The organism is Streptomyces sp. NBC_00019, from assembly GCF_045041015.1.
Lineage (GTDB): Bacteria > Actinomycetota > Actinomycetes > Streptomycetales > Streptomycetaceae > Streptomyces.
In genome coordinates, this window is the sequence record NZ_CP108302.1 from 9,061,125 (window position 1) to 9,076,851 (window position 15,727).

Sequence of the window (15,727 nt, forward strand, 5' to 3'; positions counted from 1 at the left end):
CGCACGTGCACAGGCCTTCGCCCCGGACCCTGGGAAGGGATCCGGGGCGAAGGCCTGTCCGGGGGAGCGGTCAGGCGCCGTCCTCGCCGGTGCGGCGGCGCGAGAAGTAGTACGCCGCCCCGACCGAGCCCACGATGAGCGCGGCACCGAGTCCGATCTCCTTCAGGTCGAACCCGGCGACCGTGCCGCCCTCACCGGCGTGCACACCCTGGTTGGTGTACGGGTAGGGCGTGGGGTTCGTGCGGCCGGTGGCGATGGTCAGCTGCGTCGAACCGCTGACGCCGTCGCAGGAGAACGTCACCTTGTACGTGGCGCCCGGTTTGGCGTCCCAGTCGACCACCGCCGTAGCGGACGAGCGGTTGCCCGGGATGGAGATCGTGTCGAACACCCCCGAGCTGACCGTCGCGGACCCGACGCAGCCGCCCTTGTCCCGGTCCAGTTGCAGAGTGACCTGGCCGCCCGCCGCGACGGTCGAGGGCAGGACGCTGAAGCCGAACGGCGTGATGTTGTCGCCCTGGGCGACGGCGGCCGGTGCGGCGAGGGCGAGGGCACTGACGCCCAGCAGAGCGGCCGAAGCTACGCGTATCGCGCGCATGGTGAATCCTCCGGGTCCCCGAGGAGCAGCAGCGGACCTTTTCCGCTTGCGCCAGAAATGCACCTCGATGATCGGAACGCTAGGAAGGTACGCACATGTGCGCGAACGCTGTCGGGCGAATGGGGCACAGATGTGGGCCGGTCGGGGGACGGCGACGGCGTGGCGGCCGTCCCCCGGTGGCTGGTGGGGTGAGGGCGCGTCAGGACCTGGCGTCCGGGAAGAGGTTCAGGAACGGTTCCGCCGACGCCGTGATGCCCCGGCTGTAGGGCGCGTCGAAGTCCCAGATCAGGAAGAGCAGGAAGGCGATCAGCGCGGAGAAGATCCCGGCGAGGATCAGCTCGCGCGCCGTACGCCGGATCTGCAGGGCCAGGACCATGCCGATGGTGACGACGGCCCCGCCGATCAGCCCGAACCACACCACGCCCGGCATCGTCGCCCCCATCGAGTTGATACGGGCGGTACGCGCCTGGTCGGCCGCTGCCACCTGGTCGACGAGCGGCTGGTAGGCCTGGGCCTGGAAGTCCGTCTTCGGCTCGTAGTCGGTGACGTCGTGGCGGATCTGCTCGAGGAGGTCGGCGCCCCGCTGGGTGGCCTTGCCGTTGTCGGCCATCGCCTTCCACTCGGTGTTCACCACGTGTCCGACATAGGCGTTGACATCGTCCCGAATACGGTCACGGGCGTCGGCCGGGTAGACCCGCACGCGCTCCGAGATCTCGTGCAGGGCCACGGCCTCCGCCTGGACGTGGTCCTGGGCGGCGCTGCGCCCCTCCCAGACGCCCGCGATGGCCAGGCCCAGGACGATGGCGTACACCACACCGATCCACATCGTCATGTACTCGATGACGTCCGGGGTCTCGCTGGGGTCCTCGTCCTGGGCCGCCGCGTTGTGGCGGACGACGGAGATGATGACCACCACGCCACAGGCGGCCAGCATCGCGAGGGTGAGAACAAGCCATTCCGGCAAGGGATGCCTCCAGGGATCAGCGCGGACGCAGCGCGGCGACGGCGACCAGCGCGGGCACCGTGATGAGCAGGACGAAGGTGAGCGGCGAGGTGCCGCTGCGGGGGGCTTGCCGGGGTGCTCGGGCTTTGTAGGCGGGATAGTGCACGGGGGCCGCGGTGGGGGCCGGGGCCGGCTCGGCCGGCGGTGTGGGGGTCGGAGTCGGGGTCGGGCTTGGTGTGGGTGTGGGGGTAGGGGTGGGTGTCGGCTGTGGCTGGGGTGCCGCCGGCCGTGGGGCGGGCGGCGCCGGTGGCGGGGGCGGCGTGGGCGTGGGTGTCGGTGACGGTGTGGGCTTCGGCTTCGAGGGCGGGGGTGGGGATGGCGTCGGTGACGGCTCGGGTGGGCATGTCGGGACCGGCGTGGGCGTCGGGGTGGGCTTGGGGCTCGGCGAAGGCGTCGGGCACGACGGGGGCGTCGGCCAGGTGAGGCTTCCGGCGACCGCCACCGCCTTGATTCCGTCCGGTCCGGTCGAGGCGGACGCGCAGGCATCGGCCGCCGCCGTGTTCGCCGGGACGCCCACGGCCAGCCATGTCAGTGTCAAGAGCAACAACACCCGTATGGTCGGGGCGTATTGAGTCGATTCGGGTCGCTGCACGACGGAGATCATGAACCCAGAACGCGCTGCCCCGCTCCCGGGTACCGATGGATTGCCCCGAACGAGTGAGCGGCCCGCGTCACAGGCTCCCAAAAGAAAAATGTGCCTCTGCTGAACACAACCGCCACTTCCGTCCGTACTCATGGCCGTGCGGCGGCGCAAAAGGGCGCTGCAACACCCGTACGAATTTGGGGAGTTGACGATGAAGACCTCCTGGCGGAGTGCATCGCTCGTGGCGAGCGCTGCGGCGGTGCTGGCGCTGACGACGGCGTGCGGCCAGGAAGCAGCGCCGTCCGCGAGCAGCCAGAACGTCGGCGCGACGGCCGCGGCCGGTGGCTACGGCAGCGCGGGCACCGGCATCGGGTCCGGCCTGGGCAACGGCGGCGCAAGCCCCTCGGCTTCCGCTTCCGCGGCGGCCCCGGCCACTTCTGCGGGCAAGCTGGCCGTCGTCACCAATCCCGAGCTCGGCAAGGTGCTGACGGACAGCGGCGGCCTGACCCTCTACCGCTTCGACACGGACACCGCCGAACCGCCGAAGTCCAGCTGTGACGGCGACTGCGCGACGACCTGGCCGCCCGTGCCCGCGGACGACGCCACGGCCGGCGACGGCATCGACAAGTCGCTGCTCGGCGAGGTCACCCGCTCCGACGGCAGCAAGCAGCTGACGGTCGGCGGCTGGCCGGCGTACCGCTATGTGAAGGACGTCAACGCCGGGGACGTCAACGGTCAGGGTGTGGGCGGCAAGTGGTACGCGCTGGCTTCCGACGGCAAGAAGGCCGGTGGCGGAGGCGGGGGCGAGGGCGGCGCCGAGGCGGCCGACCTGCCCGGGCTGTCCACGCGCAACGACCCGGAGCTCGGCGAGATCGTCGTCGACAAGAACGGCCACACGGTCTACCGCTTCCTGAAGGACTCGCCCTGGCCGATGAAGACGGCGTGCACCGGCGCGTGCCTGGAGAAGTGGCCGGTCATCGCACCGGTCGACGCCGAGGACACCAAGGGCATCGATCTGAAGGGGTCCGGTCCCACGGGGCAGGGCTACGTGGTCTTCGACCGGCCCGACGGACTGAAGCAGCAGACCATCGACTGTGTGCCGATCTACACCTTCGCCGGTGACAAGAAGCCCGGCGACACCAACGGTCAGGGCGTCGGCGGCACGTGGTACGCCGTGGCACCCGACGGCAAGGCGATCAAGAAGTAGGTCATCTCCCCGGGCCGAACAGCCCCACCCGTCAGAACCGAACCGCGGAAGGGAGGTTCGAGGCGACAGCGGAGTCCGGACAGCACGCACCGCGCGCGGTCCACCGGCCCGCCCCCTGCGCACCGCACGCAGGGGGCGGGCCGTTTTGCCTTGTTTCAGCGGGACTTGGGCATGGTCAACCAGGCACGTGCCGCAGGCAGTGACCGGGAACGGACGGTCAATTTCCGGTTCCGCTCGCTCCTTTGGCAGGCGATCAGTAGCCTCAGCTCGAACACCGGATCGCCTACGCCTTGGAGAGATAGATGGAGCGTCCCGCCTGGGCCCCACGGAGCATCGACATCTCGGTGCCTAGCGTTTCGCGGATCTACGACTTCTACCTGGGCGGTTCGCACAACTTCGAGGTCGACCGCGAGGCGGCCCGCAAGGCGATGGAGTTCATGCCGGGACTCCCCAAGATCATGCAGGCGAACCGGGCGTTCATGCGCCGCGCGGTGCGCTTCGCGGCGGACCAGGGCATCACCCAGTTCCTGGACATCGGTTCGGGCATCCCGACCTTCGGCAGCGTCCACGAGGTGGCCCAGTCCGCCAGCCCCGGCGCCCGGGTCGTCTACGTCGACCACGACCCGGTGGCGGTCGCCCACAGCGAGGCCGTCCTGAGGGACAACGCGGACACGGGCGTCGTCGCCGCGGACCTCCGCAAGCCCCAGGAGATCCTCGCGAGCGCCGAAGTACAGCAACTGATCGACCTGAACCGGCCGGTGGCCCTGCTTCTCGTTGCCATACTGCACTTCGTGGAAGACGAGGACGACCCGTACAGTGCGGTGGCCGAGCTGCGTGACGCGCTCGCGCCCGGCAGTCTGCTGGTGCTCACTCACGCGTCCTACGCGGGAATCCCGCTGCCGGCCGAGCGGGCCGCCGGCACGGTCGACGTGTACAAGGACATCCGCAACCCGCTGATCATGCGGTCGCGCGAGGACATCGCGCGGTTCTTCGAGGGGTACGACATGGTGGAACCGGGACTGGTGCCGATGCCGCACTGGCGGCCGGAGTCGGAGACCTGGGACCCCGACGACGAGGATCCCTGGTCCTTCTCCGGTTTCGCCGGCGTGGGGCGTACCGCGTGATCGCCGAGCCGGACGGGCCGGAGGGCAGACTGCGCCGGTTCGCGACGATCTGGAGCCGGGCCGTCTTCCCGGTGACCACGACGTCCTCGACCCGGCCCGAGTTCGAGGAACAACTCCTGCCGTTGGCCCGCCGGTTGAGCGAGGCACTGCGGGCGAGGACCTTCGACGCGAACGAGGGCCGCGCGCTCGGCGCCGCGCTCGTCACGGTGCACTGCACCGACCCGGAGGCGCTCAGCCGGACGCTGGACTGCGTCGACGCCTACCTCGTGCTGTACTGCGGCGGCGAGGGCGACCAGGAGGACCTGCGGGTGCGCGCCTCGCGGCTGCAGCACGCCATGGCCGCCGGGTTCGCCTCGGCGCTGCGCGAGCGGACCCTGGCCGAGCAGGAGGCCATCTCGGCGGCCGCGTTGAAGGCGCAGGGCGTGGTGGCGCAGGCGCTGCACGCGAGCGAGGCCCGCTTCCGCGCGGTCTTCGAGGGCGCCGCCATAGGCATCGGCATGGCCGACCTGGAGGGCAACATCCTCCAGGTCAACGAGGCGCTGCTGCGCATGTTCGGCATCAACGAGCAGTTGATGCGCGGCCGCAACGTCATGGAGTGGACGCACCCCGAGGACGCGCCCCAGACATGGACCCTCTACGACGAACTCGTCCGCGGTGAGCGCGAGCACTACCACCTGGAGAAGGCGTTCTCCCGCCCTGACGGAACGGTCCTGTGGACCAACCTGACCGTCTCCCTGCTCCGTGACGCGGACGGCAATCCGCAGTACCAGCTCGCGCTGATGGAGGACACCACCGAGCGCCGGCTGCTCAACCTCCGGCTGCGCTACGAGGCCACGCACGACGCGCTCACCGGCCTGCCGAACCGGACGTTCTTCTTCGAACGGCTGGAGAAGGCGCTGGGCGCCGGCGCGGGCCAGCGCTTCGGCCTGTGCTACCTCGACCTGGACGGCTTCAAGACCATCAACGACAGCCTCGGCCACGCGGCCGGCGACCGGCTGCTCGTCGAGGTCGCCGACCGGCTGCAGTCCTGCACGACCGCGCCCGGCGAGATGGTCGCCCGTCTGGGCGGTGACGAGTTCGTCGCGCTGACGACGGGCACCGACACCGAGCGCGAGGTCGACGAGCTGGCCTCGCGGATCATGAACGCGCTGCTCGCCCCGATCAGCGTCGACGGCCGTGAACTGACCGTGCGCGGCAGCATCGGCATCGTCGAGGGCCCGGCGGGGGAGCGCAGCGCGGCGGAGGTGCTGCGCAGCGCGGACATCACGATGTACCGGGCCAAGGCGTCGGGCGGCAACCGCTTCGAGCTCGCCGACGCGGAGGCGGACGCCCGCGCGATCACCCGCCACGGTCTGACCACGGCTCTGCCGACGGCCCTGGAGCGCGGCGAGTTCTTCATCGAGTACCAGCCGCTGGTGCACCTCGGCGACGGCAGCGTGCGCGGCGCGGAGGCGCTGGTGCGCTGGCTGCATCCGCAACACGGCGTCCTGGGCCCGGACCGCTTCATCCCGCTCGCCGAACACACCGGCCTGATCGTCCCGTTGGGCCGCTGGGTCCTGGAGCAGTCGGTCCGCCAGGCCCGCGCATGGCGAGAGCGTCACGAGGAAGCCGGTCCGCTCCGCATCAACGTCAATCTGTCGCCGTGCCAGCTCACCCACCCCGGCCTGGTGCAGGACACGGTGGACATCCTGGAGCGCGCGGGTGTGGAGCCGGACGCGCTGTGCCTGGAGGTCACGGAGTCGGCGCTGATCGGCGCCGACGACGACCTGCTGAAGCCGCTGCGCCGGCTGGCCGAGATGGGCGTCGACATCGCCCTGGACGACTTCGGCACCGGCTACTCCAACCTCGCCAACCTGCGCCGCCTCCCGGTGAGCATCCTCAAACTGGACCGCTCCTTCACCCAGAGCATGCAGCAGTTCCCGGCGGACCCCGTCGACCTCAAGATCGTCGAGGGGATCGTCTCCCTCGCCCACAGCCTCGACCTCGCGGTCACGGTCGAGGGCGTGGAGACGGGCGCCCAGGCCGAACAGCTGCGGATACTGGGCTGCGACACGGCCCAGGGCTGGTACTACGCCCGGCCGGGTCCGCCGGAGCGGCTGCACGAGCTGGCGCTGGTGGACGCGACGGGCTGAACCTCACGGTCGTACGGCGGCGCGGGACGGGGTGAGCCGTCACGGCCCCGCGACACCGGCCGGCCGCACCCGCGCCAGCGCCTGCCACCGCGCCGCCTCGGCCGCATGCGAGCCGGTCGCGGTGGCCCGCGCGACCGGATCCGGCGCGTCCGGCGCGAGCGGGCCGCCGTCCCGGGCGAGCAGGGTCAACGGCCACACGGGGGTGCCCGGCTCCGCCCCGTCGAAGGGCCGCCACTCCCACGGCCCGTCGAAGCGCCAGGCCCGCCCCGCCGCGTCCGCGATCTCGTCGCCGGGTTCGAGGAACGCGTAGGGGCGCAGCAGGAGTTCGAGGACGAAGGGGATGTCGTCCTCGGGGTGGAACTCCTCGCCCTGCTCGTCGAACTCCCCCGGTTCCGGGTCGCGGGCCACCCCGGCCTCCAGGACCGTCACCGCCACGGTGGGGCGGGGCAGCCATCCCGTCTCCAGCGGCGGGTCGAAGCGGTCGACCCGGATGACGTGCACGACGGTCGAGGGGATCCCGACCGTGCAGGTGTCGCCGGCGGTGAGCCGGTCCGGCGACGGATCGGTACGGAAGAGGGAGCGGCTGCCGGGCGTGGTGCTGAAGGGCAGGACCACCCCGCCGGTCCAGTGGATCCCGCAGTCGGGGTCCCGCTGCCACCAGGGCCAGTTCAGGGAGATGTCGTACCTGGTGACGCACGCCACCGTGGCCGGAGTGGCCGGGCAGCTCACACGCAGCACATCACCCGGCCGGAAACTCGGATCCAACGGCCCCTCCGTCTCAGCGTTCCAGCAACATACGCTGCAACTCCCGCGCCGCCCGAGGCGGGGCCACGTCGCTGCGGTGGGCCAGCGCGATGGTCCGGTGCAGCCCCGGCCGGGCCAGCGGTGTGACCCGTAGCCCCCGCCCCGAGCGCGCGGCCACCATGCGCGGTACGACCGCCACGCCCAGCCCCGCCCGGACGAAGCCCAGGACCGCGTCCATCTCGCCGCCCTCCACCGCGAAGTCGGGCTCGAAGCCCTCGGCGCGGCATGCGGCGACCGTCAGTTCACGCAGGTCGTAGCCGTGCCGGAACATCACCAGACGCTCGCCCTCCAGGTCGGCGATGCGTACGGCGCGCCGGCCGTCGCCCGGCTTGGGCGCCTCCGGGGACGACACCACGACCAGGTCCTCCCGCAGCAGCTCCACCGTCGTCAGGGCCGGTGAGGGTGTCGGCAGCGGGAGGACGACCAGCGCGAGGTCGAGGGCGCCGCGGGCCAGTTCTCGTACGAGATCGTGCGAGCCGCCCTCCTCGATCATCAGGCGGATGCCGGGATAGCGGTCATGGAAGGCGCGCAGCACGTCCGGCAGCAGACCCGTGCACAGGCTCGGCGTCGCTCCGAGGCGCACCCGGCCGCTGCGCAGCTGCACCAGCTCCTGCACCTCGTGCCGGGCCGTGTCCGCGTCGGCGAGGATCCGCCGGGCCAGCGGCAGCAGAGCCTCGCCCGCGTCGGTGAGCGTGATGTTGCCCCGGGCCCGCAGGAACAGGTCCGCCCCGAGCTCCCGCTCCAACGCCTTGATCTGCTGGGACAGGGACGGCTGCGCGACGTGGACGAGGTCGGCGGCCCGGGTGAAGTGCCGGGTCTCCGCGACCGCCACGAAGTACTGGAGCTGCTGGAACTGCATCCTCGTACGATAGCCGCTGACTATCGAATCAAGCCGGACCATGTCTTGGACCGATCAGGCTTCTGGGCCCTAGCGTCTTGAGCCATGGCTCTGGCAACGCGGACGGACCGACGACCGTCCATGGCACGCACGGTGTGGGACAGCTCCGTCGGCAAGAAGACCGTCATGGCGGTCAGCGGGCTGATCATGCTGATGTACCTGGTCGTCCACATGATCGGCAACCTGAAGATCTTCTTCGGGCCGGGCGAGTTCAACCACTACGCGCACTGGCTGCGCACGCTCGGCGAGCCCTTCATGCACTACGAGTGGACGCTGTGGCTGATCCGGGTGGTGCTGGTGGTCGCGGTGATCGCCCACGCGACCTCGGCGTACCAGCTCAGCCGCCGCGACATCAAGGCGCGCCCGACGAAGTACGTGCACAAGAAGCCGCGGGCCGGCTACGCGACGCGGACCATGCGCTGGGGCGGGATCATCCTCGGCCTGTTCATCGTCTGGCACCTGCTGGACCTGACGACCGGCACCGTGCACTCGGGCGGCTTCCAGGAGGGGCGGCCGTACCAGAACGTCGTGGACACCTTCTCCACCTGGTACGGCAACGTCATCTACATCCTGGCGGTACTGGCCCTGGGCCTGCACATCCGGCACGGCTTCTGGAGCGCCGCGCAGACCCTGGGCGCCGGCAGCCGCACCCGTGACCGAGCCCTCAAGGCCACGGCCGACATCCTCGCGCTGCTGCTCACGGTCGGCTTCCTCGCCGTGCCCGTGGGCGTGATGACCGGAGTGGTGAGCTGAACATGACTACCTTCGTGGACTATGAGACCGGTGAGCCGGTCGTCGACGGCAAGGCCCCTGCCGGACCCGTCAACGAGCGCTGGGACAAGCGCCGCTTCGAGGCCAAACTGGTCAACCCCGCCAACCGGCGCAAGCACACGGTCATTGTCGTCGGTACCGGTCTTGCGGGTGGTTCCGCGGGTGCCACGCTTGCCGAACAGGGCTACAACGTCGTGCAGTTCTGTTATCAGGATTCGCCTCGGCGGGCGCATTCGATCGCCGCGCAGGGCGGTATCAACGCGGCGAAGAATTACCGCAATGACGGTGACTCGATTCATCGGCTGTTCTACGACACCGTCAAGGGCGGGGACTTCCGGGCGCGGGAGTCGAATGTGCACCGGCTTGCCCAGATCTCGGTCGAGATCATCGACCAGTGCGTTGCGCAGGGTGTGCCGTTCGCGCGGGAGTACGGCGGTCTGCTGGACACGCGGTCGTTCGGTGGTGTGCAGGTGTCGCGGACCTTCTATGCGCGGGGGCAGACGGGCCAGCAGTTGCTGCTGGGCGCGTACCAGGCGCTCAGCAGGCAGATCGCCGCCGGCAACATCGAGATGCACCCGCGCACCGAGATGCTGGATCTGATCGTCATTGACGGGAAGGCGCGGGGGATCGTCGCGCGGGACCTCGTGACGGGGAAGATCGACACCTATTTCGCGGATGCCGTCGTGCTGGCTTCCGGTGGTTACGGCAATGTCTTCTATCTGTCGACCAACGCCATGAACTCCAACGCCACCGCCGTCTGGCGGGCCCACCGGCGCGGCGCCTACTTCGCCGACCCGTGTTTCACGCAGATCCACCCCACCTGTATTCCGCGTACCGGCGATCACCAGTCGAAGCTGACGCTGATGAGCGAGTCGCTGCGCAACGACGGCCGGATCTGGGTGCCGAAGGCCAAGGGTGACACCCGTCCCGCGAACCGGATCCCCGAGGACGAGCGCGACTACTACCTGGAGCGCATCTACCCGTCCTTCGGCAACCTCGTCCCGCGGGACATCGCCTCCCGCGCCGCCAAGAACGTCTGCGACGAGGGCAGGGGAGTGGGCCCCGGGGGCCAGGGCGTCTATCTCGACTTCGCCGATGCCATCGCGCGGATGGGGCGCAAGGCCGTCGAGGCCAAATACGGCAACCTCTTCGACATGTACCAGCGGATCACCGACGAGGATCCGTATGCGGTGCCGATGCGGATCTACCCCGCCGTGCACTACACGATGGGCGGGCTGTGGGTCGACTACGACCTCCAGACCACCATCCCCGGGCTGTTCGCGATCGGCGAGGCCAACTTCTCCGACCACGGCGCGAACCGGCTCGGCGCCTCCGCGCTGATGCAGGGTCTGGCGGACGGGTACTTCGTCCTGCCGGCCACCATCAACGACTACCTCGCCCGCAACCCCCACCAGGACGCGGTCACCACCGAACACCCCGTGGTGCAGGAGGTGTTGGCGGAGACCGAGGACCGGCTGAACCTCCTGCTGTCCGTGGACGGCGACCGCACCCCCGACTCCTTCCACCGCGAAGTCGGCGAACTGATGTGGGAGTTCTGCGGCATGGCCCGCACCGACTCCGGTCTGCGCAAGGCCCTGGAGCGCATTCCGCAGATCCGCGAGGAGTTCTGGCGCCGCATCAAGGTCCCCGGCACCGGCGAGGAGTTCAACCAGTCGCTGGAGAAGGCGAATCGCGTCGTCGACTACCTGGAACTCGCCGAACTGATGTGCCTGGACGCGCTGCACCGCGCCGAGTCCTGCGGCGGTCACTTCCGTGAGGAGTCCCAGACCCCGGAGGGGGAGGCGGCCCGCCGGGACGAGGAGTTCGCCTACGCGGCCGCGTGGGAGTTCACCGGGACCGGTGACGCCCCTGTTCTGCACAAGGAAGACCTGGTCTTCGAGTACGTTCATCCCACTCAGCGGAGCTACGCATGAAGCTCACCCTGCGCGTCTGGCGGCAGAAGAACGCCGACGCCGACGGCGCCATGTCCACCTACGAGGTGGACGGCATCTCCTCGGACATGTCGTTCCTGGAGATGCTCGACACCCTCAACGAGGAGCTGATTCTCAGGGGCGGGGACCCGGTCGCCTTCGACCACGACTGCCGTGAGGGGATCTGCGGCGCCTGCTCGCTGGTCATCAACGGCGACGCGCACGGCCCGGAGCGCACCACGACGTGTCAGTTGCACATGCGGTCCTTCAAGGACGGCGACACGATCGACATCGAGCCGTGGCGGGCGTCGGCGTTCCCGGTGATCAAGGACCTGGTCGTGGACCGCACCGCCTTCGACCGGATCATCCAGGCCGGCGGCTACATCACCGCACCCACCGGCGCCGCACCGGAAGCCCACGCCACGCCGGTCCCGAAGCCGGATGCGGACTTCGCGTTCGAGCACGCGGAGTGCATCGGCTGCGGAGCCTGCGTCGCCGCCTGCCCCAACGGGGCCGCGATGCTCTTCACCTCGGCCAAGGTCAACCATCTCAACGTGCTGCCGCAGGGCTCCCCCGAGCGGGAAACCCGGGTGCTGGACATGGTGGCGCAGATGGACGAAGAGGGCTTCGGAGGCTGCACGTTGACCGGCGAATGCGCGACCGCCTGCCCCAAGGGCATCCCGCTCGTCTCCATCACCGGCATGAACAAGGAGTGGTTGCGGGCCACACGCAAGGTGGCGAAGCGGTAGCGCCCCTCACCGACCGTTCGCCGTCCAGTGCGGACGGGCGGGACCGGGCGTGGTGCTCATCCCCGGTCCCGCCAAGTTCACACGGCCAGCGCCTCGTCGATCAGCTCGCGGAACTCCTCGTCCTGGAGGATCGCGCGATAGTCGCCGTACGCCGAGATGCGACGGTCCTGGTCGCGCAGGGCCCGCAGGGCGTCCCGTACCGTCGGGCCGATCGCGCGGAAGCGGATCAGCGTCCGCAACGCGGAGTGGAACAGTCCGTAGAGCTCGTGGCCGCCCGAGGCGAACGCGAGAACCTGCTCCTCCAGGAGCGGGCGGGCGGGCTCGGGTTCCTCCGTCACCGTCCACAGGGCCGCGGCCACGTCCACCCCGAAGACGTCCTCGGCCTCCGCCAGAATGCGCCGCAGCTCGTCGGCGTACGGTGCGGCCCGGCGGCCGAAGTCGGCGAGCTGAGAGAACGGGAAATACGGCGGCTCTCCCGGCTTCGGCAGGGTCTCCCCGAGCGCCCGGAGCGCCTCGGCCGGGTCCGCGCCGCCGACGCGCCAGAGGACCCAGTGCAGCCAGCGGCGGTTCTCCGGTGGTTCGAGGGCCATCCGCTCGCGTATCGCGGGCGCGGCGGAGACGGCCGCAGGGCCCATCGCCGCCAGTGCCTCGGCGGCGTCGTGCCAGCGGAAGCGGTCCGCCAGGTAGGCCGTGACCTCCGGCAGCGCGGGCAACGCGACCGGTCCCCAGGCCTTGAGCGTCGCCAGGAGGTCGGCCGGCACCGAGCCGGGCAGGTCGGGGTCGGCCAGTTCCCGCCGCAGCTCCTCCCGCAGCGCCGGCAGCAGAGTGCCCGCGTGCGCCTGGAGCGGGCCCAGGACGTCCGCGAGGTCGGGGCTGCGCGGGTCGCTGATGACATAGCCCCGGCCCTGGCGCCCGCGCCATGTCGCACACAGTCCCTCGACCAGGCCCGGCAGCGCCCTCGCGTCGTCCATCCGGGCCAGCGCCCAGCGGGCCTGCTCGCCGACGGAGCCCTCCAGGAACTCGTCCTCGCCGGGGTCGTCGAGCAGTGCGGCCAGCCGGTCGGCGTGTGCGGCGGCCCCGGATCCGAGAGCGGCGAGGAGATGGACGGCCCGATAGCGCACGGCGGGGTCGGGGTGGTCCAGGAGACCGGCGGCGAGCGGGATCAGCGCGGGTTCGACGGACCGCCGACGGGTCAGCAGCTGCCAGGAGTGGTTCAGCACGGCCCGCAGCAGGTCGGTGTCCTCGCCAGGGTCAGCCGTCGCCGCCAGCCGGGCCAGGAACGCGGTCGCCTCGGCGGGCATGTCCTCGAACAGGACGGCTGTCCAGAAGGCGACATCCTCGCGGGTGTACGGGTACTCCACGTCCGGCCTGTACCAGACGGCCTCCCGGCGTGACCGAACGGAGGGGTCGACGAGGGCCGCCAGCAGTTGCTCCCGTTCCCGCAGCGCGATCCCGGGGTCCGTCTCCGAGGCGGCGTGCACGGCCGCGAGCCGTACGACGGGGTCGTCGTCGCCGAGCGCCTCGGCCAGGACCGCGCGGACCTCGGTGTCCTCGGGGAGCCGTCCCAGCATGAACAGCACGGGCAGTCGTACCGACAGATCCGGCTCGGCCCGCCACCGCTCCAGCAGCCGAGCGGAGCCGTCCGCGAGGGGCACGGCCAGCCGTCGCACCGTCGGATCCGGGTCGGAGAGCAGGGACTGGATCGTGGCGCGCTCCTGTTCCCAGGCTTCCGGCCAGCCCGGGTCCACCAGGTGCGGCGCGCAGTGCTTCGCACACGAGGCCAGGCTGTCCAGCAGCTCGACGAGCGTGGCGCGGGCGCCCGTGCCGGGGTCGGCGGCGAGCGCGACGACGAACGGCAGGGTGGCCGTGGCCGCCGAGCCGACACCGAGCTCCTGTTGCGCGAGCGCGGAGAACAGCGGCCAGCAGTCGTCCTCCGTCGACGCCGGACCGCTGCGCAGGAGATGGAGCAGCACCCGGCGAGCCTCCTGGATCGACACGCCGGGATACATCGACGTCAGCCGCTCCCAGGGCAACTCCTCCAGCACCTGTACCGACAGTTCCCCCACGCGCGTGCGCCTCCGTTCCCGGTGATCAGCTCCAGAAGGGAGACGGTCCTCCGGGTCCGGGGGTTGCCTCCTGCCGGCCATCTGTCCGACACCGGCCCGTCGACGGAGCCCGGCACCCCGGACATCCGGCCCGAGCCGTTCAACCTCCCCACATCAGCGCTCCCGGAACCGGTCACGTACACGCCAATCGGCGTAGGAAGAACAGAGGGTGCGGGCCGGATCAACCGGCCCACCGGGTGCCGTCCCCGAACCGGCCCGTGACCTGGAGTGAGCCATGACCGCCGTATCCGCTCTCGACTCCCCGCCCCTCTCCGCCGCTCCCACCCGCTACACCGTCACCCTCGCCCGTGACGAGTCCGACGTACGCGCCGCCCAGCGGCTGCGCCACGACGTGTTCGCCGGGGAGATGGGCGCCCTGCTGTCCTCCCCGCAGCCGGGCCACGACATCGATCCCTTCGACGCCTACTGCGACCACCTGCTCGTCACCGACACCCTCACCGGCCAGGTCGTCGGCACCTATCGACTGCTGCCGCCGGAGCGGGCCGCGGTGGCCGGACGGCTGTACTCGGAGAGCGAGTTCGACCTGTCCCGCATCGACGCCCTCCGTCCCGGCCTCGTCGAGGTCGGCCGCTCCTGCGTGCACCCCGACCACCGGGACGGTGCCGTCATCGGGCTCATCTGGGCCGGTATCGCCCGCTACATGCTCGACCGCGGCCACGAGTGGCTGGCCGGCTGCTGCTCGATCCCGCTCGCGGACGGCGGTGCGCTGGCGTCGGCGACCTGGGAGCGGGTGCGGGACAAGCACCTGGCGCCGGAGGAGTACCGCGTACGCCCGCTGCTGCCCTGGGTCCCGGGACAGCCCGCCGCCGGCCGCGGTGAGCTGCCCGCCCTGCTGCGCGGCTACCTCCGCCTCGGCGCCTGGGTCTGCGGGAAGCCCGCCCACGACCCGGACTTCGGGGTCGCCGACCTGTACGTGCTGCTGTCGATGCGCCGGGTCAACCCGCGCTATCTGCGGCACTTCCTCTCCCTCGTACCGGCCTGATGAGCGTCTGGCTGCCCAGCGCGCCCTGCACCCCCGGGGCGTGTGTGGAGCCGACGGGGTCCGGCACGGCGGTACCGCGCGCCGTGCTGCGTCTGGCGGCGGTTCTGGTCCTGGTGCTCGCCGGGGTCGTGCTGTCGCCGCTCGGCGGGCTGATCCCCGCCGAGTCCGTGAGGCGGTGGTGCCGGTGGATCGTACGGGCCGCGGGGGTCCGGGTCCGGGTCACCGGCGCCGCCGCGCCCACCGGCGGACTGCTCCTGGTCGCCAACCACATCTCCTGGCTGGACATCCCGCTGCTCGCCGCCGTGCGCCCGGCCCGGATGGTCGCCAAGACCGAGATCCGACAGTGGCCGGTGGCGGGCGCGGTGGTGGCCCGGGCAGCGCTGTTCATCGAGCGGGACCGGCTGCGCGCCCTCCCGGACACGGTCGCCCGGATCGCACAGGGGCTCCGCGGCGGGCAGGCGGTCGCGGTCTTCCCCGAGGGCAGCACCTGGTGCGGCCGCGCCCAGGGCACCTTCCGCCGGGCCGTCTTCCAGGCCGCCCTGGACGCCGGGGTCCCCGTCCAGCCGGTGCGGCTGCGCTACCGGCTCGACGGCGGCATGGCCAGCACCGCGCCCGCCTTCGTCGGCGAGGACACCCTGCTCGCCTCGGTGTGGCGGGTGGTGTCGGCGCGGGGGCTGGTGGCCGAGGTGGAGGTACGGGACGTCATCCCGCCCGGCAGCCACGCCGACCGCCGCTCCCTCGCGCTGGCCGCCCAGCCCGCGACGTCGCACCGACCCGGCTGGATCCACTCGGCGCTGGTCGCACAGGTGATGTGATGGCGGT

15 protein-coding genes are annotated in these 15,727 nt (G+C 71.1%); 9 read left to right on the forward strand and 6 right to left on the reverse strand.

Features of this window, described 5'->3' with window-relative positions; translation table 11 throughout:
- Nucleotides 1-70 precede the first annotated feature (70 nt).
- The 3 genes from OHU89_RS41965 to OHU89_RS41975 all read right to left on the reverse strand — a co-directional run bounded on the left by OHU89_RS41965 (nucleotide 71) and on the right by OHU89_RS41975 (nucleotide 1,704).
- Nucleotides 71-595, reverse strand: a complete 525-nt coding sequence (locus tag OHU89_RS41965) for a hypothetical protein (protein WP_405650399.1) — start codon at nucleotides 593-595, stop codon at nucleotides 71-73.
- A 199-nt stretch (nucleotides 596-794) separates the two neighbouring features.
- Nucleotides 795-1,559: a DUF4239 domain-containing protein gene (locus OHU89_RS41970; protein WP_405650400.1), complete on the reverse strand. Its 765-nt coding sequence runs from the start codon at nucleotides 1,557-1,559 to the stop codon at nucleotides 795-797.
- Between the two features lie 16 nt (nucleotides 1,560-1,575).
- Nucleotides 1,576-1,704 (reverse strand): hypothetical protein, encoded by a 129-nt coding sequence (locus OHU89_RS41975; protein WP_266885122.1) that lies wholly within the window; start codon nucleotides 1,702-1,704, stop codon nucleotides 1,576-1,578.
- A gap of 76 nt (nucleotides 1,705-1,780) precedes the next feature.
- Between OHU89_RS41975 and OHU89_RS41980 the strand changes: the two genes are divergently transcribed.
- The 4 genes from OHU89_RS41980 to OHU89_RS41995 all read left to right on the forward strand — a co-directional run bounded on the left by OHU89_RS41980 (nucleotide 1,781) and on the right by OHU89_RS41995 (nucleotide 6,644).
- Nucleotides 1,781-2,170: a hypothetical protein gene (locus OHU89_RS41980; RefSeq protein WP_405650401.1), complete on the forward strand. Its 390-nt coding sequence runs from the start codon at nucleotides 1,781-1,783 to the stop codon at nucleotides 2,168-2,170.
- A gap of 222 nt (nucleotides 2,171-2,392) precedes the next feature.
- Nucleotides 2,393-3,388 (forward strand): SCO0930 family lipoprotein, encoded by a 996-nt coding sequence (locus tag OHU89_RS41985; protein WP_405650403.1) that lies wholly within the window; start codon nucleotides 2,393-2,395, stop codon nucleotides 3,386-3,388.
- Nucleotides 3,389-3,690: 302 nt separating this feature from the next.
- Entirely contained in the window at nucleotides 3,691-4,512 is an 822-nt protein-coding gene (locus tag OHU89_RS41990; protein ID WP_405650405.1) for an SAM-dependent methyltransferase, read from the forward strand.
- Nucleotides 4,509-6,644 carry a putative bifunctional diguanylate cyclase/phosphodiesterase gene (locus OHU89_RS41995; RefSeq protein WP_405650407.1) on the forward strand — a complete coding sequence of 712 codons (2,136 nt, stop codon included), beginning with the start codon at nucleotides 4,509-4,511 and terminating at the stop codon, nucleotides 6,642-6,644. Before OHU89_RS41990 ends, OHU89_RS41995 begins: the two co-directional genes overlap by 4 nt.
- A gap of 39 nt (nucleotides 6,645-6,683) precedes the next feature.
- Here OHU89_RS41995 and OHU89_RS42000 read toward each other — a convergent pair whose 3' ends face one another.
- Together OHU89_RS42000 and OHU89_RS42005 are read right to left on the reverse strand one after the other, a co-directional pair.
- Nucleotides 6,684-7,409: a hypothetical protein gene (locus OHU89_RS42000; RefSeq protein WP_405650409.1), complete on the reverse strand. Its 726-nt coding sequence runs from the start codon at nucleotides 7,407-7,409 to the stop codon at nucleotides 6,684-6,686.
- Nucleotides 7,410-7,422: 13 nt separating this feature from the next.
- Complete coding sequence (locus tag OHU89_RS42005) at nucleotides 7,423-8,307, reverse strand: LysR family transcriptional regulator (RefSeq protein WP_405650411.1); 885 nt, start codon at nucleotides 8,305-8,307, stop codon at nucleotides 7,423-7,425.
- A gap of 120 nt (nucleotides 8,308-8,427) precedes the next feature.
- Here OHU89_RS42005 and OHU89_RS42010 point away from each other — a divergent pair, with 120 nt between their 5' ends.
- From OHU89_RS42010 to OHU89_RS42020, 3 genes are read left to right on the forward strand one after another with little or no spacing between them, the layout of a single operon-like run.
- A complete protein-coding gene (locus tag OHU89_RS42010) occupies nucleotides 8,428-9,099 on the forward strand; it encodes a succinate dehydrogenase (protein ID WP_266899165.1) in 672 nt (223 codons plus the stop codon).
- 2 nt (nucleotides 9,100-9,101) lie between these two features.
- Complete coding sequence (locus tag OHU89_RS42015; protein ID WP_405650412.1) at nucleotides 9,102-11,051, forward strand: fumarate reductase/succinate dehydrogenase flavoprotein subunit; 1,950 nt, start codon at nucleotides 9,102-9,104, stop codon at nucleotides 11,049-11,051.
- On the forward strand, nucleotides 11,048-11,797 hold the full coding sequence (locus tag OHU89_RS42020) for a succinate dehydrogenase/fumarate reductase iron-sulfur subunit (RefSeq protein ID WP_405650414.1): 750 nt from the start codon (nucleotides 11,048-11,050) through the stop codon (nucleotides 11,795-11,797). The genes OHU89_RS42015 and OHU89_RS42020 overlap by 4 nt, the downstream gene beginning before the upstream one ends.
- A gap of 77 nt (nucleotides 11,798-11,874) precedes the next feature.
- Here OHU89_RS42020 and OHU89_RS42025 read toward each other — a convergent pair whose 3' ends face one another.
- A complete protein-coding gene (locus OHU89_RS42025; RefSeq protein WP_405650415.1) occupies nucleotides 11,875-13,863 on the reverse strand; it encodes a HEAT repeat domain-containing protein in 1,989 nt (662 codons plus the stop codon).
- A gap of 274 nt (nucleotides 13,864-14,137) precedes the next feature.
- Here OHU89_RS42025 and OHU89_RS42030 point away from each other — a divergent pair, with 274 nt between their 5' ends.
- On the forward strand, nucleotides 14,138-14,905 hold the full coding sequence (locus OHU89_RS42030) for a GNAT family N-acetyltransferase (protein ID WP_405650417.1): 768 nt from the start codon (nucleotides 14,138-14,140) through the stop codon (nucleotides 14,903-14,905).
- Nucleotides 14,905-15,720, forward strand: coding sequence for a lysophospholipid acyltransferase family protein (locus OHU89_RS42035; RefSeq protein ID WP_405650419.1), 816 nt, complete (start codon nucleotides 14,905-14,907; stop codon nucleotides 15,718-15,720). Before OHU89_RS42030 ends, OHU89_RS42035 begins: the two co-directional genes overlap by 1 nt.
- The last annotated feature ends 7 nt before the right edge of the window (nucleotides 15,721-15,727 follow it).

Bases quoted from the DNA above. Each gene is read 5' to 3' on its own strand.
- OHU89_RS41965 (WP_405650399.1), bottom strand. From the start codon at position 595: ATGCGCGCGATACGCGTAGCTTCGGCCGCTCTGCTGGGCGTCAGTGCC.
- OHU89_RS41985 (WP_405650403.1), top strand. From the start codon at position 2,393: ATGAAGACCTCCTGGCGGAGTGCATCGCTCGTGGCGAGCGCTGCGGCG.
- OHU89_RS41990 (WP_405650405.1), top strand. From the start codon at position 3,691: ATGGAGCGTCCCGCCTGGGCCCCACGGAGCATCGACATCTCGGTGCCT.
- OHU89_RS42005 (WP_405650411.1), bottom strand. From the start codon at position 8,307: ATGCAGTTCCAGCAGCTCCAGTACTTCGTGGCGGTCGCGGAGACCCGG.
- OHU89_RS42010 (WP_266899165.1), top strand. From the start codon at position 8,428: ATGGCACGCACGGTGTGGGACAGCTCCGTCGGCAAGAAGACCGTCATG.
- OHU89_RS42015 (WP_405650412.1), top strand. From the start codon at position 9,102: ATGACTACCTTCGTGGACTATGAGACCGGTGAGCCGGTCGTCGACGGC.
- OHU89_RS42020 (WP_405650414.1), top strand. From the start codon at position 11,048: ATGAAGCTCACCCTGCGCGTCTGGCGGCAGAAGAACGCCGACGCCGAC.
- OHU89_RS42030 (WP_405650417.1), top strand. From the start codon at position 14,138: ATGACCGCCGTATCCGCTCTCGACTCCCCGCCCCTCTCCGCCGCTCCC.
- OHU89_RS42035 (WP_405650419.1), top strand. From the start codon at position 14,905: ATGAGCGTCTGGCTGCCCAGCGCGCCCTGCACCCCCGGGGCGTGTGTG.